The organism is Corynebacterium tuberculostearicum, from assembly GCF_046097255.1.
Taxonomy (GTDB): Bacteria; Actinomycetota; Actinomycetes; order Mycobacteriales; family Mycobacteriaceae; genus Corynebacterium; species Corynebacterium tuberculostearicum_J.
The window spans coordinates 16,097-34,393 of the sequence record NZ_CP175770.1 but is presented as its reverse complement, the minus strand read 5'-3'; the positions used below and the strand labels follow the sequence as shown (position 1 = coordinate 34,393).

Here is an 18,297-nt window from a genome sequence, read left to right as displayed (position 1 = left end):
TTTGCCTGGGAAGAATTACTTCTTCAGGCCGTCGATAATCTCGTTGAACTGAGCAACTGGGCGCATGACGGCAGAGGTCTTCTCGTCATTTGGCCAGTAGTAGCCGCCGAGGTCGGCGGGGTTGCCCTGGGCGTCGACAAGCGCCTGGGCAATCTCGTCTGCCTGGGAGGACAGCTGGGAAGCCACGTCCTTGAACGCAGCGGCAAGATCGGCATCATCGGTCTGGTTAGCCAGCTCCTCGGCCCAGAAGGTGGCCAGGAAGAAGTGGGAACCGCGGTTGTCGATTTCGCCAGCCTTGCGGGACGGGGACTTGCCCTCATTGAGCAGGCGCTCGGTGGCCTTGTCCAAGGTGGCGGCCAAGACGCCGGCCTTCTCGTTGCCGTTGGTCTGCTTCTCGTGGCGGAAGGACTCGGCCAGGGCCAAGAACTCGCCGAGGGAATCCCAGCGCAGGTGGTTTTCTTCCTCGACCTGCTGGACGTGCTTCGGGGCGGAGCCGCCGGCACCGGTCTCGAAGAGGCCGCCGCCTGCCATGAGTGGAACTACAGACAGCATCTTGGCGGAGGTACCCAGCTCGAGGATGGGGAAGAGGTCCGTGTTGTAGTCACGCAGCACGTTGCCGGTCACGGAGATGGTGTCTTCGCCGCGGCGGATGCGCTCGATGGAGGTCTTGGTAGCGGTGACCGGATCCTCGATGGAGATGTCCAGGCCCTCGGTGTCGTGGTCCTTAAGGTACTTTTCCACCAGGGACTTGATATTGCGGTCGTGGCCGCGCTCTGGGTCGAGCCAGAAGATGGTCTTCATGCCGGACAGGCGAGCGCGATTGACGGCGAGCTTGACCCAGTCCTGGATCGGAGCGTCCTTGGTCTGGCAGGCGCGCCAGATATCGCCTTCCTCCACGTCGTGGGAGATGAGGACCTCGCCCTGGGAGTTGCGAACCTCGACGGTGCCCGCGGCCGGGATCTTGAAGGTCTTATTGTGGGAGCCGTACTCCTCGGCCTTCTGCGCCATCAGGCCAACGTTCGGCACGGTACCCATGGTGGTCGGGTCGAAGGCGCCGTTTTCCTTGCAGTCCTCGATAACGGCCTGGTAAACGCCGGCGTAGGAGGAATCCGGGATGACGGCGAGGGTGTCCTGCTCCTCGTCGTTCTTATTCCACATGCGGCCAGAGGTGCGGATCATGGCTGGCATGGAGGCGTCAATAATGACGTCGGAAGGCACGTGCAGGTTGGTGATGCCCTTGTGGGAGTTGACCATGGCGAGGTCGGGGCCGTCGGAAAGCGCGGCGTCGAAAGCAGCCTTGATTTCTTCGCCGTTGTCCAGGTTCTTCAGGCCCTCGTAGATAGCGCCCAGGCCGTTCTCGCCGTTGAGACCGGCAGCCAGCAGCTCCTCGCCGTACTTGTCATATACATCGGCGAAGAAGGCGCGGACGACGTGGCCGAACAGGATGGGGTCAGAGACCTTCATCATGGTGGCCTTCAGGTGGGTGGAGAAGAGAACGCCCTCTTCCTGAGCGCGCTTGACCTGTGCGAGGAGGAACTCATCCAGGGCCTTGGCGGACATGAAGGTGCCGTCGATGACCTCGCCCTTGAGAACCGGCAGCTCCGGCAGCAGGGTCTGCTCGCCATCGGCGGTCTTGAGGACGATGGACAGGGTGTCCTCGTTTTCCAGAATGACGGACTTCTCATTGTGGCGGAAGTCGTTGTCCGCCATGGTGGCAACGTTGGTCTTGGAGTCCTTGGACCACTCGCCCATGCGGTGCGGGTGCTTCTTCACAAAGTTCTTTACGGCCTCCGGTGCGCGGCGGTCGGAGTTGCCCTCGCGCAGCACCGGGTTAACAGCGGAGCCCTTGACGGAGTCATAGCGGGCGGCGATGTCCTTTTCTTCCTCGGTGGAAGGATTATCCGGGTAATCAGGCAGATCGTAACCTGCGGCCTGCAGCTCGGCGATGGCCTTCTTCAGCTGCACCAGGGAAGCGGAAATATTCGGCAGCTTGATGATATTTGCTTCCGGGGTCTTGGCCATCTTGCCCAGCTCCGCTAGGGCGTCTTCGACCTTCTGCTCCTCGGTGAGGCGCTCTGGGAACTGCGCGGCGATGCGGGCGGCCAGCGAGATATCGCGGGTTTCCACGTCGATGCCAGCGGTGGAAGCGAAGGCCTCCACGATGGGCTTGAGGGAGTAGGTCGCCAGCAGCGGCGCCTCATCGGTACGGGTCCACGTAATCTTTGCCATGATTCTCCTAATTAACGTTGGAAAATTGTTCAAGTGCCCAGATTACCGATTTTGTGGGCGGCATGTGGGCCAGTTTGCTGAAAGTGATCCCCCATTTGCCGCCCCTTGAAAAGGGTTGCGTGGCCGCTGTCACCCATGCGCGGGAGGGGTGGAGATATTCACGAGCCCCCGCTGCGGGCATGCTGCAGGCGCAGACGGGGTGTACCCTCACTCTCCATGAAAATCATCGATGAGCTCAGCCCGCGCAGCGCACGCGAACACCGCGTTCGCCGCCGCCCGCTGCCGTTGCAAACGGAGATTACCGCCCGTCGCCGCGCCATCGTCATGGTGGCCATGGCCCTGGGCGCGTTTGCCATCGGCACGACGGAGTTCGTGTCTATGGGCCTGCTGCCGCTTATTGCAGATGATTTTGGCGTTTCGGAAGAAAACGCCTCCACGCTCATCACCATCTATGCGATGGGCGTGGTGGTCGGTGCCCCGTTGATTGCGGCTTTTACCGGCAAGCTGCCGCGCCGCCGGCTCATCCTGCTGCTCATCGGCTTCCTCGTGGTGGGTAACCTCCTTTCGGTCTTGGCACCGAACTACGCCATCCTCATGGTCGCGCGCTTTATTGCGGGCATGCCGCACGGCGCTTATTTCTCCGTGGCTAACCTTTCTGCCGCATCCATGGCGCCCCCAGGCGGCCGCGGCAAAGCCATGGCTTATGTGGGCATGGGCCTGGCCATCGCCACGGTGATTGGTGTGCCGGCCGCCCAAGCCCTCGGCTCCGCGCTGGGCTGGCAGGCGGCCTACCTGGTGGTCGTGGCCTTGGGCATTGTCACCGCCATTGCGTTGTTCTTCCTGATGCCGCACATGACGGAGATGAAGCAGACCGATATCCGCACCGAATTTGGTGCGTTCAAAAACAGCCAGGTGTGGTTCACCATCATCATGGGCGTGGTCGGCTTTGGCGGCATGTTCTCCGTCTATACCTATATTTCGTGGACCATGACCGAGGTCGCCGGCATGGACCAGAGCCTCATCTGGGTGGTGCTCATGGCCTATGGCATCGGCATGACCATCGGCAATGCCTTTGGCGGCTGGCTGGCTGACCGCAACCTGGAGTTTGGCATTATCTTTGCCTTGGCCTGCCTCATCGTTATCCTGACGGCCTTCTACTTCCTCTCCGGCCATGCCATCCCCGCTACCTTGTGCTTTGGCTGCGTGGCGTTTATGGGCTCCACCTTGGTTCCTTCGCTGCAGCTGCGCTTGGTGCATGTGGCTGGCGACGCCCAGACTCTGGCCGCAGCCCTGAACCAGTCCGCGCTGAACATCGCAAACGCGGCCGGTGCGACCATTGGCGGCGCCGTGGTGGGTGCCGGCTTGGGCTACTCCGCCCCGGCGCTGGCCGGTGCGGCCCTAGCGGCTGCGGGTTGCCTGGTATGGGCTGCGACGATGTGGGATAAAAAGCGCCTTTCTCGCCGCGCCTAGGCTTACCGATATGCTGTTGGCATGACCCTTACCATCGCGAGCGTTAATGTCAACGGAATCCGCGCTGCGTGCAAGCAGCGCAACGAAAATAACCCCGGAATGAACGCCTGGCTAGAGGAGACTCCGGCCGATATCGTGCTCATGCAGGAGGTGCGCGCAACCCCGGAGCAGGCCGAAAAGGCCCTGGCCCCAGCCTTAGAGGCGGGGTGGCACTTAGCTCTTGCCGACGCCGCCGCAAAGGGCCGCGCCGGCGTGGGTATCCTGTCTCGCACCCCGCTTGCCGACGTCGAAGTGGGCTTCGGCTCCTTTACCGACGCCGGCCGCTGGATTGCGGCTACCACCCGCGATATTCGCGTCGCCTCGCTGTACCTGCCTTCCGGCGATACCGGTTCGCCGAAGTTGGATGAAAAGTACCGCTTCTTGGACGAGTTCCAGGAGGTGCTGGCGAAGAACGCGGCGCACACGAATTCTGATGGCAGCCCGGCCGACATGGTCATCGGCGGCGACTGGAATATCTGCCACCGCGCCCAGGACCTGAAAAATAATAAGGCCAACGAAAAAAAGGCCGGGCACCTGCCGGAAGAGCGCGCCTTTATGGACCATGTCTTTGGCGCGTTCCCGGATGACAAGCCGCAGGAGAAGAAGAACCTGGGGCAGTGGCAGGGTGTGGTCGAGTACGCCGGCGGCGAGCCGTGGTCCCCGGCCGCAGATCCGCAGTGGTTCGATGTCGCCCGCCGCCTGCACCCAGAAGAAGACGGTCCTTATACCTGGTGGACCTACCGCGGCCAGGCGTTTAATAACAACGCCGGGTGGCGCATCGATTACCAGGCGGCCACCCGCCCGATGCTGGAGCGCGCGCAGCGCACCTGGGTGGATAAAGCTCCTACCGTGGAGCAGCGCTGGTCCGACCATTCCCCACTGCTGGTGGAGTACCGCTGATGACGCCACTATTTAGCGTCCTGTATGTAGTTGGTATTACGGCCGAGTCCATGACCGCCGCCTTGTCCGCCGGCCGCCAAAAGCTCGATCTTTTTGGCGTCACCATGATCGCCTCCATGACGGCGCTGGGCGGCGGCACGGTGCGCGATATGATCCTCGATGACCCTCCCTTTACCTGGGTTGAGCACCCCATTTATTTGGTGATCGTCATCGTGGCGGCCGTGGTGACGGTGGGCATGTCTTTCCTCATGCACTACTTCCGCCACCTCTTCCTGATCTTGGATGCCCTGGGGCTTGCAGTCTTTTCGGTGCTCGGCACCCAAATCGCGGTCCACCTAGGTCACGGGTTCATTATTGCCTCGGTTTCCGCAGTGATTTCTGGCGTCTTTGGCGGCGTGCTGCGTGACCTGCTTTCAGACCGCATCCCGTTGGTCTTTTCCGGCGAGTTCTACGCCGCTATCTCGCTGCTCGCCGCGGCGCTATTTATGGCTCTGTACCACAGTGGCCTGGCCGAGGAACCGACCGCGATTATCACCGCCGCAGTGTGCTTTATCGCCCGCTTGGCCGCGATCTACTTCAAGAAGGGCCTGCCCGTCTTCGAATACCGCGACGCCGAACAGCAGATGGACCCGCGTTTGCGTTTGTCCGCACGCATCGTGCGCGATGGCGCCCGCAAAGCCAAGCGCAAGGCAGGGGCGGCCACGCGCTATGCCAGCCCGATCACGCGCCCGCTGACCCGGCCGCTTAGCCGACCCTTGAGCCGCACCTTCAGGAACAAGTCTCGAGCGTTTTCTACCGCGACCGAAGGAACGGACTACAGCGATATGTCGAGCAACCGCATCGCGCGCCGGCCGAAGCGGCAGTCGATTACGCGGCCGAGCGGCCGGCACTCGCCAGGGGCGAGGGGAGTAGACGTGGAGCAGCAGTGGAGCTTTAATAAGGGGGACGTCGGCAAGCGCAAGGCACCCAAACACAAGCAGTAGTGCTATTATGGGCAGGTCAAAAAATTCAGTAATCTGCAACGGAGAAAGTTCATGGCTCGCGCAATTATTTCTTTCGTCCTCGGCGCTGTAATCCTCGGCCTGAGCATCTGGTGGTGGACCGTTGTTGGTCCGTCCTTCGCTTTCCTCGGCCCCATCGTGCTCATGGGCGTGGGCGGCGCGCTGATGGTATCCGGTTGGGCCATCCTGATGGACGTAGTCAGCCCCACCTCCCGCAAGCTCTAACATCCTTGCGCCGCATCCCCTGCCTAATCGGGCAGGGGATTTTTCGATCCTTCGCTCAGGCGGCGCCGGGGAAGGATGTGAACCGCGCGGCGAGGCTAGGGGGTAGGATAAGGCACCATGACTGCAGACAATTCCACCGTTTCCCGTGTCCTGTCCGGTATCCAACCCACCGCTGATTCCTATCACCTGGGTAATTACCTGGGAGCGCTGAAGCAGTGGATTGACCTGCAGGACGGCTATGACGCCTTCTACTTCATTCCTGACCTGCACGCGATCACCGTGGAGCAAAATCCGGAGGAGCTGCGCAACCGCACCATCGCGGGTGCCGCACAGCTCATTGCCTTGGGCATTGATCCGGAAAAGTCCACGCTCTTCGTGCAGTCGCACGTGCCCGCCCACGCGGAGCTGACCTGGGTACTGCAGTGCCTTACCGGTTTTGGCGAGGCCTCCCGTATGACCCAGTTCAAGGATAAATCTGCCAAGCAGGGCTCGGACCGCACCTCGGTGGGCCTATTTACCTACCCGATCCTCATGGCCTCCGATATCTTGCTCTACTCGCCGGATTATGTGCCGGTGGGCGAGGACCAGCGCCAGCACCTGGAGCTGACCCGCAATCTTGCCGAGCGTTTCAACAATAAGTATGGCGAGACCTTCAAGGTACCGGAGCCGTTCATCCCGGAGGGTGCGGCAAAGATTTATGACCTACAAGAGCCGACCTCCAAGATGTCTAAGTCCGGCGCCAACCCGAAGGGCCTGGTCAACCTGCTTGATGCACCGAAGACCTCGGCTAAGCGCATCAAGTCCGCCGTGACGGATGATTTGGGATCGGTGGCCTTCGACCGCGATAACCAGCCGGGTGTGTCCAACCTGCTGGTCATCCAGTCTGCGCTCACCGGTGAATCCATCGATTCCTTGGTGGAAAAGTACGCCGGCCAGGGCTACGGCCACCTCAAAGTCGATACCGCCGACGCGCTGCAGGAATTTACCACTCCGCTCAAGGCGCGCTATGACGAGTTGATGGCGGACCGCGGCGAGCTCGAGCGCATCCTGGCGCAGGGCGCGGAGACGGCGCAGGAGATTGCCCAGCCGCTTGTCGACGCCGTCTATGAAAAGGTCGGCTTCCTTCCCCGCCTGCGCAAGTAGCAAGCAGCCGCTTCCCCCGCACCCCACCCCACAAAGGGACAAGTGGGCATCTGCCAGTTACTCTAGGTGAGATAAAAACTGTGCGAGCAAGAAGGGAAGCACGTGCCTACCACCACGCAATCCTCCTCGAAGAAGACGGACCACTACGGCATCGAACGCGCCAATGCCGACGATCCCGGTGCGGTAGATAAGATTCGCTCCAAGTCCGGATTCGTTGACCACCTCATGCGCATGAACGAGCGCTACGGTGCCGAAGGCGGCAACCAGTTTGCCGCCGGCATCACCTATTATTCGGTGCTCTCCATCTTCCCGCTTGCCATGCTGATCGTGGCCACCGTCGCCGCCGTCTTGGCTAACCGCGAGGACCTGCTCAATGATCTGCAATCCCATATCACCAGTTCTATCGATGGCGATATGGGCGATACGGTTAACAAAATCCTCGATACCGCCATTGACCAACGCGGCGCCATGTTCGGTATCGGTGGTTTGACCACCCTGTGGTCCGGCCTGGGATGGATGAATAACCTGCGCATCGGTATCTCGGCCATGTGGGGCATCGATGCCAACGAGGGCGGTTCCTTCTTGAAGAAGAAGTTGTCTGACCTGGTGGGCCTCATTGGCCTTATCGTGGCGTTCCTCATCGCCTTTGGCGTGACCGCTGCCGGGTCCTCCGGCCTTACCCAGAAGATCTTTGAGCGCGTAGGAATCGAGTCCTTCTCGGGCATGGACTTGGTGATTTTCTTTGTCGGCTTGGCTGTGGGCCTTCTGGCCAACTTCATTGTCATGTGGTGGCTGATTATGATCCTGCCGCGCACCAAGGTGCCGAAGAAGTCCGGCCTTATCGGCGCAGCCATTGGTGCGGTGGCCTTCGAGCTGCTTAAGCAGCTGTCTACGGTCATCATGTCCTCTGCTACCGGCAGCCCGGCCGGCGCGGTCTTCGGCCCAGTCATCGTGCTCATGGTGGTCATGTATCTGATTTGGCGCGTGGTGCTGTACATCTCCGCGTGGACCGCCACCACCGCCGAGTCCCTGAAGTACGCTCACCCGCCGGTCCCAGAGCCGGCCGTTATTCGCGTCCGCAACGAGGTCAAGGAAGGCGCGCCTGCAGGTGCGACCTTCGGCGTTGGCGCCGCTGTAGGCGCCGCGGCCGTGGGCGCGTGGAGCTTGTTGCGCCGTAAGTAAATCTCCTCCTTAGGGGTGAGGCCGCCGCTGCCGGTGGGCTTTAAGATAGAGCATTATGAACGCCAATGACATCGCACCGAATCTTTATGAGGAATGGGGACTAGATCGCCGCGATGGCGAGCACGAGCTCTTAGTCTTGCTGGAGTCCAAGGATGTGCTGCTACAGCAGCAAGGCCACGACATTGAACATCCGCGGCGCGCGCAGCTGCGCATCGCTGCCAGCGTCTTAGGCTCTGCTGCAAAGCGAGTCGAATACGATAAGGCGTGCGCGGCGGGAGTGCGCCCCACCTGGGGAGACCTAGGACAGCTGGGCGCGGTAGGACAGTGGAACCCGCGGCCACAGCAGTCCCAGCAGCAAGCTCAGTCATTCCAGCCCGGTCAGGCGGCGGCGCCAGGCCGTCATGCTCAGCAAGAACCACGATCTGCGCAGACCGCGAGCCCCTATGGGTCGCCCTATTCGCGTAATCCCTTTGACCCGCAGCACAATCCATTCCCGCCGGCAACGGCGAACGCGGCCGTCCCCGCACCGCTGCTACAACACCCAGCGGCCGAAATTAGCCAGCGCGCCGGTCAAGATGCGCGCATCGGCATGGCCATTTTGGACCTATTCTTTTTCTCACTCATCAGCGGTAGCTTCGGCGTCGCGCTGCTCTCCGGCGGTGTGGATGAGCTTTCGACGTTTATTGGCGGCGCCATTCTCTTGCTGCTCTATGTTTTGGGCACCGAGTGTTGGCTCGGCGCCAGCCCGGCCAAGCTGCTGATGGGCTACACGGTGCGCGACGTCGACACCAAAGAGCGGCTCACCCTTACCCAGTCCGCTAAGCGCCAGTGGTGGCGCCTAGTCAATATCGTGCCGGGCCCCGGTACGTTCGCCAGCTGGGTGGGCGCCGGCGTGCACGCCTGCACTATTTCGGAGAAGAATAATCGCCGCGGCACCCACGATGAGTGGGCTAACGCCGAAGTAGTGAAAAAGCACCCACGCAAATAGCCAGCAGCACTACGACGCCGGCGATAACCCAGCCGAGCCAGCCCTGCACTCCGGCCAAGGAGGAGTTCGCGGATTGCGCCTGGGTATCGGGTGCCGTGGTGGCTGCAGGGGACGCAGGGGAGTTGGCGTCGGAATGGGCGTCGGCAAGCAATTGCCCTACACCATCACCGGGATGCACCTTATAGGCCTCGTGCAGTAGCTTCTGGGCCTGCTCCCACGCGCGCGGGCCGTGCTCCACGGTGGTATCGAGCAGCACCGCTTGCAGACGCCGGCCATGGCGGTCAAGCGCGCCGACGAAGGTATGGTGTGCGTCATCGGTAAAGCCCGTCTTGCCACCAATGCCATCCGGATCATTGAGGAAGAGCCCGTTATCGTTGCCTAATTGGTAACCGTCAAGGTCGCCCCAGCCGGGAAAGTCCACGGACTCCGTATCCACAATCCGCGCGAAGGTCGGGTTATGGAAGGCCGCGCGGTAAATGCGGGAAATATCCTCGGCCGAGGTAGACATGCCCGGGGCATCGAGCCCAGAGTAGCTGGCCGCGTAGGTGGAATTTGTGCCGATCTCGGCCGCCTTCTCATTGACCTTGCGCAGCGTGGCCTCGTCGCCGCCCAATTCCTGTGCCAGGGCGTGCGCGGCATCGTTGCCAGAGGCCATGAGCAAGCCCTGCAAAAGCTGTTCCACCGTGTACGTGCCGCCTGGGCCGATGCCGACCGCTGAGCCGTCAATCTGTGCCGATTCTTCGCCCACCTCGACCTTCTGGTGCAGATCCAGTTCGTCGATAACCACCAGCGCCAGCAGTGCCTTGATGATGGAGGCCGGCCGGTAGCGGCCGTTAGGGTCCTTCATTGCGATGATTTCGCCGGAATCGATATCGGAGACCATCCACGCCGCGGCCACCACATCCTTATCCACCTTGAACCCTTCGGGCAGGGTGGTGCCACAGGCCTCATTGCTTTCCACCGGCGGCAGCGGGGTGGGTGAGGCCTGCCCAGGAGCGAGGCGCTCCGAGGTGGTGGTGGCCTTTTCCGGGCGCTCGGCGTGCGGGCACTTATCGGTATCCGGGGCGGTGGTGCGCATGGTGGTAGGAGTTTCCGGCTCTTCCGCCAGCGCGAGCGGTGCGCCGCTGAGCAGGACGGTAACGAGGGAACTAGCTATAATTCTTTTCATGACATGACACATCTTAGGCCCGTGCCTACGATGGGACGCATGCATGACGCGCCTTTGATTAGCCCTGAAAACAAGGACTCCGCCGCCGACGTGGTGGCCAAGCTGCCTAAGGTCTCCCTCTTTGAGCCCATTAACTCCACGGCCGCTACGCCGGAGGAACTCACCGCGACCATCCGTGAGCGCTACGAAGCCCTAGCCGCAGACGGCGTGGTCTACGCGGAACTGCACTTGGATCCAGCAGCGATTGGCCTGGACGCTGCCGCGGTTGTTGAAGCCGCCGTTGCAGCCCGCATTCCTTCCCTGGACTCCCGCCTCGTCCTGGCCGGCACGGCCCCTGAGGCAGCAGTGCCTGACGACGCCCCCGTGGTGGGCTATAACCTCCCGCAGGACGAGGCGGGCGCGGCCGCGGACTTCCGCGCCGCCTACCTACCCACCCAGATTCACGTGGGCGAGGACTTCGCGGAAGTTGAGCGCGCCGCCCAGGCCGGCGTGAACCGCCTAATCCACCCGGTGAATATGATCGATGACTTCACTGCGAATATCGAAGGCATCGTGCCGGGTAAGGCCTCTGGCTACATCCGCGACCGCCATATCCCCCTGGTCTTTACCCCACTGGAGGAAGCCGAGGATCTGACCGACCACCCACTACCACTGCTGCAGCAGCTGGGTTTTACCTGCACCATTTCCTCGGGCGAGACCACCTTGACCAAGCAGTTCCTCGCGCTCAGTGAGACCTTTGGCTATGGGCTAGAGGAATTTTTCGATCTCACCGTCAAAGCGGTGGAGAATTCCTTCGCTGACCAGGAATTACGGCAGCATCTGCTAGAAACGGTTATCCTGCCAGCATACGAGGAACTTTCAGACCCCGAGCTGGCAGGCCCAGACACTGAAGAGTCTTTGGCAGACGCCGCTGAAGAAACTACTGACTAAAGGAGAATTACATGCCTTCCGTACTTTTTGTTGTTACCGCCGCTGAGGAATGGACCCTGGCCGATGGCACCAAGCGCCCGACCGGTTACTGGGCCGAGGAGCTTATCGCCCCGCACCGCGCCTTCCAGGGCGCGGGCTGGGATATCCACTTCGCCACCCCGGGTGCGAAAGCTCCCGTGGTAGACGAGTACAGCCTTGAGGTTCTGCCCGATAACGTGCGCATGGCGCAGGAAAACTACCTGGCAGAGTTGGGCGTAGCGCTGGAGAACCCGATGAGCCTGGCCGATGTCAATGAGGAAGACTATGACCTCATTTTCTACCCAGGCGGCCATGGCCCGATGGAGGATCTGGCCTATGACCAGGATTCCGCGAAGCTTCTGCAGGCTCGCATGGATTCCGGCCGCAAGCTTGCCTTGCTCTGCCACGCCCCGGCAGCGATGTTGGCCGTGGATAACGAGAACTGGCCGTTCAAGGGCTACAAGATGACTGCTTTTAGCAACGCTGAGGAGGGCGAGGACGTCATCGCGGCCGCCAAGTGGGCGCTGGAGACCCGCCTGCGCGAGCTCGGCGCGGATTACCAGGAGACCGATCCGATGTCCCCGAACGTCATCGTGGATCGCAACCTGTACACCGGCCAGAACCCGGCTTCCTCTGAGCCGCTGGCACAGCGTATTCTGCGCGATTTCTAAATGTGCGTTTCGCGAGTCCTCAAGGCCGGGGCAGCCCTGACCGGTGTGGTCGGGGCAGCGGGCATGGCGGCGTATGCACTCAGCCGCCGGCCGTACCTGCGTGAGGTGGCACCGGGGCTGCGCAGCCCGATTTTGTACCTGCCTATGCACCTGCTTGCCGACGCCACCTTTGCCCGCGCCAGCCGCTTCTTTGCCAGCATCGATTTCTCCCGTCCGGTGCGGCACGCGGTGGATATTACGGAGTTTTCCGCTTCCTTCGATGGCCACGCCTTTAGTGCCCGCGTGCTTACCCCACGCGGCGATGCCCAGGGCGCAGCCACCGCTGGGCCGCGCCCCGTGGTCGTATGGACGCACGGCGGCGGCCATCTCATCGGTGGCCCGGCCATGTATGACCCGCAGAATGCCCGCATGGCGTCCGAGCTCGGTGCCATCGTGGTAGCCCCGCGCTACCACAAATCCACCCAAGAGCCGTTCCCCGCGGATCATGATGAGTGTTACGCCGCGCTGCGCTGGGTGCAAGAACACGGCGATAAGCTGGGCGGGGATACCTCGCGCATCGCCGTCGCCGGCGATAGCGCCGGCGGTGGCCTTGCCGCGGGCTTGGTCCAGCGGGCCTTGGATGAGGGCCATCCGGTCCGCGCGCTCGGCTTGGTCTATCCCATGCTGGATCACCGCACCACGGATAAGTCCGGTGCGGTGGGCCAATTCATCTGGACGGCGGGCCCGAACCGCGGCGCGTGGTCGATGTACCTGGGAGACGACCACCTGGATGTTGACCTGCCGCCCTATGCTTCGCCGGCCACGCGCAGTGATCTTTCCGGCCTGCCGCCCACGTGGATCGGGGTGGGCGGCATCGACCTTTTCTGCGATGAATCCGTGGCCTTTGCCCAAGCCCTCGACGCAGCCGGCGTGGACACCACCCTCGACGTGTGGGCCGGCGCCTATCACGGGTTTGACCAGATTAAACCCAAGGCGCCGCAATCGCGCGAGCTTATCGACGCCCTCATTGACCACCTTCGCCGCCACCTCTAAAGTCACGTACTAAGGGAGGACGAGCGATGAAATACAACACGCACGTGTCGTGGGTCGTAACTTTCATCAGCCTTATTGTGCTCGGCCTGATTCTGGGCGGGGTCTTTGGGATAGGAACCCTGGGCCGATCCATTGTTGGCCTCAGCGCCTTTGTCGTGTGGCTGATTTTCGACAAATACATGCGCGACCGGACCCGGAGCCGACGCTAGGAGCAAGAAGCAGCGGGCGATTAAACGCAAAAGCCGCCCCGCTCCGCCCAGCTGCTGTGCAGCGGGGCAAAGGCGCGGGGCGGCGGATGCCACGCGCGGCCGGGGCCGCGCGACCTGGTACGGGTTTAGAACTTGGAGAAGCGCTTGATGAGCATATCTTCCAAGCCCTTCCAGGACTCAGCGTGCTCGTTATATGGCTTGGACGGTACGTAGCCGGCGTGCTCGGTGGAGCCGAGCATGTAGCCCAAGTAGTCCTGCAGGCGCGGGTGAGCCAGCATATAAGAGTTAATGGAATCGTCGCCTGCCCAGTCAGCGGCATCGGCGCATACCTCATAGCAGCGCGCCATCTGATCGGAATCGACGGCCTCTGGGCCCTTTTCGATATCGCGCACGATGCCGTTGAAGGAGTACTGGTTATCCGGGTGGACCTGAATTTCTAGCTCGCCGGCATTAGCGGCGGCGACAACCTCTTCCCAGGTGGATACGCGGGCTAGGTCGTGGTCATCGTTGTCCATGATCCAGCGCACGAGGGTCTTCGGGGAATCGAAGGTGAAAATCTCGCCCCACTTGCCCAAGAAGATGGGCTTGCCGTCCAGGTAGGTGCGCAGGGTGTAGACGGACTTGGACTGCGCGGTGATCTTGATGGGATCGATGCCGGCGGCGGCCCACGGGGAGTTATCGTACGGGTCAGCGGCCTCGGCGGCAGCCTTGCGCTTTTCCTCGGCTTCCTTGGCCGCTGCAGCGGAGGCGGCAGCAGCAGAAGAGATGCGCTCCTTGGCATCGGAGACCTTGGCCGCATCAAAGTCATCGCTGGAGACCACGCGGACGTGCTCATCCAGGTCCTCGATGACCTTCTTCCAGTTGCCGGCGATGACGTGGCCCACGCCGGACCACTCGCTCATGCCCTGTTCGCCGGAGTAGTGGTCGGCGCCGCGGGAGACGTTGCGCAGGATGGAGTGGGAGGCGAAGAAGATGGTGGTGTGCTCTGCACCGGCGACGTCGGCAAGCGCGGAGGCCATCTCCAGGTTGCGGGCCACCGTGGATACGTTCCGGTGGCTCGGGCGACCAGCCAGCGCCTCCGGCATGCCGATGAGGTCATACTCATCGCGCTCCGCCGGGGTAACGCGGTCCGCATCGCGGCCGGCAAACTGGTCCCAGTGCGGGTGGTCCAGCAAATCATGCTTAGTGCCAGACTCCACGAAGCACAGCAGCTCGGCGGGTGAGTTAAAGGCTAGGACGGCCTCGTCATCGCCCAGAAAGGCCTGCCACTCGGAGCCATGTTGGCGCCACTTGGGTGCCCAGAGGGTATAAAAATCGCCCTCGGTCAGCGAGAGCTTTACAGGTACAATTGCGCGGGTGCTCATGGCGTTTTAGTCTACCCAACGCCCTAAGCAGCGCGCGAGGCCGCACCGGCCTTAGGCCGTGGGCCGCCAAAAGCCTTTGAATTGCATACCCATATTTGTGGTGCGCAGCGGGTTGGTTTGCACCGGGTCTCCGGCCTCCACGATTTCGCCATTGCCGGAATACATTGCCACGTGCCCATCCCATACCACCAGGTCACCGGGCTGCAATTGATCCGCGCTAACCTGCTGACCAACCGTCTGCTGGTCCGCCGTGCGGGGCAAGTCCACTCCGGCCTGTGAATAAGCCCATTGGGTAAGGCCCGAGCAATCAAAGCCACCGTTTCCGGTGCCGCCCCATACGTAGGGCTGGCCCACTTGGCTCTTCGCCGCAGCGACCGCGGCCTGCCCGGCGGCCGAACCGCCCTCGGCAGAAGGCTCTGGTGCGGGCGGGGGAGAAGATACCTCGTGTGCGGTGGCGTCGGCGCCGGCATCAGCGCCCGCGGCGGATTGTTCTGGAAGAGCGGTGGAGTGCTGGGCACCGGTGGGGCTTACGGGGGCGTCGGCAAGCGCGGAGTGCACCGGCCGCTGCGCTACCGGCTGCAAGGACTGAGCGGCCGCGCTGAGATCACCCATCAGGCGCTGCACGCGGGCAGTGGCCATACCCAGGTGCTGGGAGATAAGCGCGCGAAGCTGAGCCAGAGCGGCGGCACGCGCCGATGGATCCAGCGATAGGAAACCCAGCGCGGTGGGCAGGGCCTGGCGCACCAGCTGCGTGGCGATGCCCACCAGATCCCGGATGGTGCCCGCCACCAAGGTGCGAGCCTGGCTGAGCGCAGCAGAGATGGTTGCATTATCGAGATCGATATTTTTCGCCGACTCGAGTAGGGGAGCGGGGTTGCCGTGGGCGATGGCGGCCAAAGGCTCGGCGGCGGAGAGATCCGGCACGCGGGGAAGCTCAACCTCCGGAAGCTGCGCCGGTTGCATGGTGGCAATCTGCTTGAGCGCGGTATCGAGCATCTACATCGCCGCCCCAAGGTGCTGGCCTAGCGAGGCATCGGTGTCTTCCGCCTCGCGCGACATCTGGAAACCGGAGTGGGCAACCTGCCCCATATCGTTGCGCAGCACGCTTAAACGCGCGCCCACATTATCGAGCGCGGCATGCACCGCCTCGTTGAAAGCGGTGAATGCGGAATCTTCAGGCAAAACGGGGTGGGGCGGATTCTCCCCTTGGGACTGGGCGTGCAGGTCGCGGGCGAGGTGGCGGGCATAGTCAGTATCGATCGTGAAAGGTCTCATGCCCTATTGGACTGCCCGATGGCCCATTTGGTTCCCAAAAAGTTTAAAGTGGTGGTCATGGACATCCACGTAGTAGACCACCCGCTTGCCGCCTCCCGCCTTACCCTCATGCGCGATGCGCGCAGCGATAACTCCGCTTTCCGCGCCGCACTGAAAGACTTGGGCGCCATGCTCGTATACGAAGCATCCCGCGGTCTTGCCGTGGAGAACTTCGACTGTGCCACCCCGGTTTCTACCGCACAGGGCACGCGCCTGCAGGACCCGCCCATTATCGTGCCGATCATCCGCGCCGGGCTGGGCATGGTGGACCCAGCCCTGTCCATGATTCCGGATGCCCAGGTGGGCTTCATTGGCATGGCCCGCAATGAAGAGACCCACGAACCGGTGCCGTACCTAGAGGCATTGCCGGAGGACCTGACTGGCCGCACGGTGTTCGTGGTGGATCCGATGCTGGCCACCGGTGGTTCCCTGCTGCACGCATTGCGCCTGCTTGCCGATCGTGGCGCCACCGATATCACCGCCATCTGCATGGTCTCGGCGCAGCCGGGTGTGGATGCGCTGGCTGACTCCGATCTGCCGGTGCGCCTAGTCACCGCCGCTATCGATCCTTCGCTCAACGAGGATGCTTATATCGTGCCGGGCTTGGGCGATGCCGGCGACCGCCTCTACGGTCCGCGCAATATCGACCTTTAAGGTAATCTTCTTCCTGGAAAGGCGACCGCACTTTCCAGGGGGAGAATATGAGTTTCATTCATCTAATGTGGTCGAGCTACGGCCACGGATTTTCGCAACAATTGCGGCGGGTGCGACAGCGTCGGGGGATTTCGCAGCAGGCGCTGGCGGAGATTTCTGGGGTATCTCGCAGCCAAATTTCTAATCTGGAGCGCAACGAAAATGGCGTGCACGCCATGGCTGATCCGCAGCTGTCTACGGTATATAAGCTGGCCTTGGCTCTAGAAATCCCGCCGGCGGTACTGCTGCCGGCCGGCGGGGACGTGGTCGAAGGGCATTTGACCGATTCCGCGGTGGCCGCCGCCGAGGACGTCGCGCCCTTCCCACAAGGCTATGTGGATCGGCGTCGGTTTGCCGCCACGTGGAATGGCGCCTTGAGCTAGAGCACCCCGCATCACCACCTGAGTTACTGAACCGCATGGTCTAGTTGTAGACTTTGCACCCAGACGTATTTCAACGACAGGGAAGGCACGCGGATGATCTCGGAATTCATCAACGAGTGGTTCAATGCCCACCGTGCGGAGGTCATCGCGTGGCGGCGCCATATTCACCGCCACCCGGAAACCGCGAACCAAGAGGTAGAAACCACCAACTTCCTCGCTTCTATCCTGCAGGACTACGGTCTGGAGCCACAGCGCTTCCCCCAGACCGGCCTCATGGTAGACATCGGCCCCGATACGGAACTAGGCCGCTTAGCTTTCCGTGCGGATATCGATGCCCTGCCAGTCACCGAAGTCACCGGCCTGGAATATACCTCTGAGGTGCCCGGCAAGATGCATGCGTGCGGCCACGATGTGCACACCACCGTGGCGCTCGGCCTAGCCTGCGCGGTGGCGGATTTTCAGCGCGTCCACGACCTGCCATTGGGTATTCGGGTCATCTTCCAACCGGCCGAGGAAGTATGGGTCGGCGGTGCGACCGACGTTATTGAATGGGGTGCGCTGGAAGGCGTGCATTCCATTTTTGCCATCCACGCCGAGCCCAAGCTGCGCGTGGGGCGCATCGGTATCCGCGCCGGGGCTATCACTTCTGCTACCGACGTCGTGGAGCTCAATATCAAGGGCCCAGGCGGGCATACCTCCCGGCCGCACCTGTCGGCCGACGTTGTGTATGCCCTAGGAAAGGTCATTACCGAACTGCCCGCGCTGCTCTCGCGCCGCGTTGACCCGCGCACCGGCACCGTTTTGGTCTTTGGCCAGGTCAATTCCGGCTATGCGCCCAATGCCATTCCGGAGACTGGCAGCTTGACCGGCACCATGCGCACGGCCGATATTGGCATCTGGCGCGATATGCAAAGTCTCTTTACCGAGCTGGTGGAGCAGATTCTGGCGCCGGTAGGCGTAGAGCACGAGCTGACCTATAACCGCGGCGTTCCGCCGGTGCTTAACGACGACGTCGCCACCGCCCTGCTTGCCTCCGCCGCCCAATCCATCGACCCGCAGGCCGTGGTTCAGGCCCCGCAGTCCTCCGGCGGCGAAGACTTTTCCTGGTACCTGGAAAAGGTCCCCGGTTCCATGGCGCGGTTGGGCTGCTGGTCCGGCGAAGGCGAGCAGCATGACCTGCACATGGGTGATCTCATCGTGGACGAGCGGGCCATCGGCGTGGGCATCAAACTCTTCGGCGCCGTGGTTGAGCAGTTCATAGGGGAGAACGCGGAGACAGACTAACGCATCTAAAGGTTCTACACGTTAAACTCGTAATCGACTTTTAAAGTGGAGCCG

General features: G+C 62.2%; 19 protein-coding genes. 14 read left to right on the top strand and 5 right to left on the bottom strand.

Annotated elements, in window-relative coordinates; all coding sequences use genetic code 11:
- Positions 1 to 15 precede the first annotated feature (15 nt).
- Positions 16 to 2,229: an NADP-dependent isocitrate dehydrogenase gene (locus ACKFRY_RS00155; RefSeq protein WP_408922955.1), complete on the bottom strand. Its 2,214-nt coding sequence runs from the start codon at positions 2,227 to 2,229 to the stop codon at positions 16 to 18.
- Positions 2,230 to 2,445: 216 nt separating this feature from the next.
- Between ACKFRY_RS00155 and ACKFRY_RS00150 the strand changes: the two genes are divergently transcribed.
- The 7 genes from ACKFRY_RS00150 to ACKFRY_RS00120 all read left to right on the top strand — a co-directional run bounded on the left by ACKFRY_RS00150 (position 2,446) and on the right by ACKFRY_RS00120 (position 9,177).
- Positions 2,446 to 3,699, top strand: coding sequence for an MFS transporter (locus ACKFRY_RS00150; RefSeq protein WP_150851527.1), 1,254 nt, complete (start codon positions 2,446 to 2,448; stop codon positions 3,697 to 3,699).
- Positions 3,700 to 3,720: 21 nt separating this feature from the next.
- Positions 3,721 to 4,638, top strand: coding sequence for an exodeoxyribonuclease III (locus tag ACKFRY_RS00145; protein WP_408922954.1), 918 nt, complete (start codon positions 3,721 to 3,723; stop codon positions 4,636 to 4,638).
- Positions 4,638 to 5,621 (top strand): trimeric intracellular cation channel family protein, encoded by a 984-nt coding sequence (locus ACKFRY_RS00140; protein ID WP_408922953.1) that lies wholly within the window; start codon positions 4,638 to 4,640, stop codon positions 5,619 to 5,621. Before ACKFRY_RS00145 ends, ACKFRY_RS00140 begins: the two co-directional genes overlap by 1 nt.
- A 51-nt stretch (positions 5,622 to 5,672) precedes the next feature.
- Entirely contained in the window at positions 5,673 to 5,864 is a 192-nt protein-coding gene (locus tag ACKFRY_RS00135; protein ID WP_005322618.1) for a hypothetical protein, read from the top strand.
- A gap of 117 nt (positions 5,865 to 5,981) precedes the next feature.
- Positions 5,982 to 7,007, top strand: coding sequence for a tryptophan--tRNA ligase (gene trpS, locus ACKFRY_RS00130; protein WP_005322617.1), 1,026 nt, complete (start codon positions 5,982 to 5,984; stop codon positions 7,005 to 7,007).
- A gap of 102 nt (positions 7,008 to 7,109) precedes the next feature.
- A complete protein-coding gene (locus tag ACKFRY_RS00125; protein ID WP_250408801.1) occupies positions 7,110 to 8,189 on the top strand; it encodes a YhjD/YihY/BrkB family envelope integrity protein in 1,080 nt (359 codons plus the stop codon).
- A 55-nt stretch (positions 8,190 to 8,244) separates the two neighbouring features.
- Positions 8,245 to 9,177, top strand: a complete 933-nt coding sequence (locus ACKFRY_RS00120) for an RDD family protein (RefSeq protein ID WP_408922952.1) — start codon at positions 8,245 to 8,247, stop codon at positions 9,175 to 9,177.
- Here the strand turns inward: ACKFRY_RS00120 and ACKFRY_RS00115 are convergent.
- Positions 9,140 to 10,345 (bottom strand): D-alanyl-D-alanine carboxypeptidase family protein, encoded by a 1,206-nt coding sequence (locus tag ACKFRY_RS00115; RefSeq protein ID WP_200435833.1) that lies wholly within the window; start codon positions 10,343 to 10,345, stop codon positions 9,140 to 9,142. The genes ACKFRY_RS00120 and ACKFRY_RS00115 overlap by 38 nt on opposite strands.
- A gap of 39 nt (positions 10,346 to 10,384) precedes the next feature.
- Between ACKFRY_RS00115 and ACKFRY_RS00110 the strand changes: the two genes are divergently transcribed.
- The 4 genes from ACKFRY_RS00110 to ACKFRY_RS00095 are packed head-to-tail and all read left to right on the top strand — an operon-like array spanning position 10,385 to position 13,205.
- Positions 10,385 to 11,275, top strand: a complete 891-nt coding sequence (locus ACKFRY_RS00110) for an adenosine deaminase (protein ID WP_408922951.1) — start codon at positions 10,385 to 10,387, stop codon at positions 11,273 to 11,275.
- 11 nt (positions 11,276 to 11,286) lie between these two features.
- Positions 11,287 to 11,964 carry a type 1 glutamine amidotransferase domain-containing protein gene (locus ACKFRY_RS00105; RefSeq protein WP_408922950.1) on the top strand — a complete coding sequence of 226 codons (678 nt, stop codon included), beginning with the start codon at positions 11,287 to 11,289 and terminating at the stop codon, positions 11,962 to 11,964.
- Positions 11,965 to 12,996 carry an alpha/beta hydrolase gene (locus tag ACKFRY_RS00100; protein WP_408921478.1) on the top strand — a complete coding sequence of 344 codons (1,032 nt, stop codon included), beginning with the start codon at positions 11,965 to 11,967 and terminating at the stop codon, positions 12,994 to 12,996. It begins immediately after the preceding gene.
- Between the two features lie 26 nt (positions 12,997 to 13,022).
- Complete coding sequence (locus tag ACKFRY_RS00095; protein ID WP_150851742.1) at positions 13,023 to 13,205, top strand: hypothetical protein; 183 nt, start codon at positions 13,023 to 13,025, stop codon at positions 13,203 to 13,205.
- 125 nt (positions 13,206 to 13,330) lie between these two features.
- Here ACKFRY_RS00095 and ACKFRY_RS00090 read toward each other — a convergent pair whose 3' ends face one another.
- Genes ACKFRY_RS00090 through ACKFRY_RS00080 form a run of 3 tightly spaced genes read right to left on the bottom strand, consistent with a single transcriptional unit; the run spans position 13,331 to position 15,844 of the window.
- Positions 13,331 to 14,569, bottom strand: a complete 1,239-nt coding sequence (locus ACKFRY_RS00090; protein ID WP_005326765.1) for a hypothetical protein — start codon at positions 14,567 to 14,569, stop codon at positions 13,331 to 13,333.
- Between the two features lie 51 nt (positions 14,570 to 14,620).
- Positions 14,621 to 15,565 carry a C40 family peptidase gene (locus tag ACKFRY_RS00085; RefSeq protein WP_408922949.1) on the bottom strand — a complete coding sequence of 315 codons (945 nt, stop codon included), beginning with the start codon at positions 15,563 to 15,565 and terminating at the stop codon, positions 14,621 to 14,623.
- Positions 15,566 to 15,844: a chemotaxis protein gene (locus ACKFRY_RS00080; protein ID WP_408922948.1), complete on the bottom strand. Its 279-nt coding sequence runs from the start codon at positions 15,842 to 15,844 to the stop codon at positions 15,566 to 15,568.
- Positions 15,845 to 15,901: 57 nt separating this feature from the next.
- Between ACKFRY_RS00080 and upp the strand changes: the two genes are divergently transcribed.
- From upp to ACKFRY_RS00065, 3 genes are all read left to right on the top strand, one after another.
- Entirely contained in the window at positions 15,902 to 16,537 is a 636-nt protein-coding gene (gene upp, locus ACKFRY_RS00075) for a uracil phosphoribosyltransferase (RefSeq protein ID WP_408922947.1), read from the top strand.
- A 47-nt stretch (positions 16,538 to 16,584) separates the two neighbouring features.
- Positions 16,585 to 16,959: a helix-turn-helix domain-containing protein gene (locus ACKFRY_RS00070; RefSeq protein WP_179387438.1), complete on the top strand. Its 375-nt coding sequence runs from the start codon at positions 16,585 to 16,587 to the stop codon at positions 16,957 to 16,959.
- Between the two features lie 93 nt (positions 16,960 to 17,052).
- Positions 17,053 to 18,243: an amidohydrolase gene (locus ACKFRY_RS00065; protein ID WP_005322586.1), complete on the top strand. Its 1,191-nt coding sequence runs from the start codon at positions 17,053 to 17,055 to the stop codon at positions 18,241 to 18,243.
- The last annotated feature ends 54 nt before the right edge of the window (positions 18,244 to 18,297 follow it).

Bases quoted from the DNA above. Each gene is read 5' to 3' on its own strand.
- ACKFRY_RS00155 (WP_408922955.1), bottom strand. From the start codon at position 2,229: ATGGCAAAGATTACGTGGACCCGTACCGATGAGGCGCCGCTGCTGGCG.
- ACKFRY_RS00150 (WP_150851527.1), top strand. From the start codon at position 2,446: ATGAAAATCATCGATGAGCTCAGCCCGCGCAGCGCACGCGAACACCGC.
- ACKFRY_RS00145 (WP_408922954.1), top strand. From the start codon at position 3,721: ATGACCCTTACCATCGCGAGCGTTAATGTCAACGGAATCCGCGCTGCG.
- ACKFRY_RS00140 (WP_408922953.1), top strand. From the start codon at position 4,638: ATGACGCCACTATTTAGCGTCCTGTATGTAGTTGGTATTACGGCCGAG.
- ACKFRY_RS00135 (WP_005322618.1), top strand. From the start codon at position 5,673: ATGGCTCGCGCAATTATTTCTTTCGTCCTCGGCGCTGTAATCCTCGGC.
- trpS (WP_005322617.1), top strand. From the start codon at position 5,982: ATGACTGCAGACAATTCCACCGTTTCCCGTGTCCTGTCCGGTATCCAA.
- ACKFRY_RS00120 (WP_408922952.1), top strand. From the start codon at position 8,245: ATGAACGCCAATGACATCGCACCGAATCTTTATGAGGAATGGGGACTA.
- ACKFRY_RS00115 (WP_200435833.1), bottom strand. From the start codon at position 10,345: ATGAAAAGAATTATAGCTAGTTCCCTCGTTACCGTCCTGCTCAGCGGC.
- ACKFRY_RS00110 (WP_408922951.1), top strand. From the start codon at position 10,385: ATGCATGACGCGCCTTTGATTAGCCCTGAAAACAAGGACTCCGCCGCC.
- ACKFRY_RS00105 (WP_408922950.1), top strand. From the start codon at position 11,287: ATGCCTTCCGTACTTTTTGTTGTTACCGCCGCTGAGGAATGGACCCTG.
- ACKFRY_RS00100 (WP_408921478.1), top strand. From the start codon at position 11,965: ATGTGCGTTTCGCGAGTCCTCAAGGCCGGGGCAGCCCTGACCGGTGTG.
- ACKFRY_RS00095 (WP_150851742.1), top strand. From the start codon at position 13,023: ATGAAATACAACACGCACGTGTCGTGGGTCGTAACTTTCATCAGCCTT.
- ACKFRY_RS00090 (WP_005326765.1), bottom strand. From the start codon at position 14,569: ATGAGCACCCGCGCAATTGTACCTGTAAAGCTCTCGCTGACCGAGGGC.
- ACKFRY_RS00085 (WP_408922949.1), bottom strand. From the start codon at position 15,565: ATGCTCGATACCGCGCTCAAGCAGATTGCCACCATGCAACCGGCGCAG.
- ACKFRY_RS00080 (WP_408922948.1), bottom strand. From the start codon at position 15,844: ATGAGACCTTTCACGATCGATACTGACTATGCCCGCCACCTCGCCCGC.
- upp (WP_408922947.1), top strand. From the start codon at position 15,902: ATGGACATCCACGTAGTAGACCACCCGCTTGCCGCCTCCCGCCTTACC.
- ACKFRY_RS00070 (WP_179387438.1), top strand. From the start codon at position 16,585: ATGAGTTTCATTCATCTAATGTGGTCGAGCTACGGCCACGGATTTTCG.
- ACKFRY_RS00065 (WP_005322586.1), top strand. From the start codon at position 17,053: ATGATCTCGGAATTCATCAACGAGTGGTTCAATGCCCACCGTGCGGAG.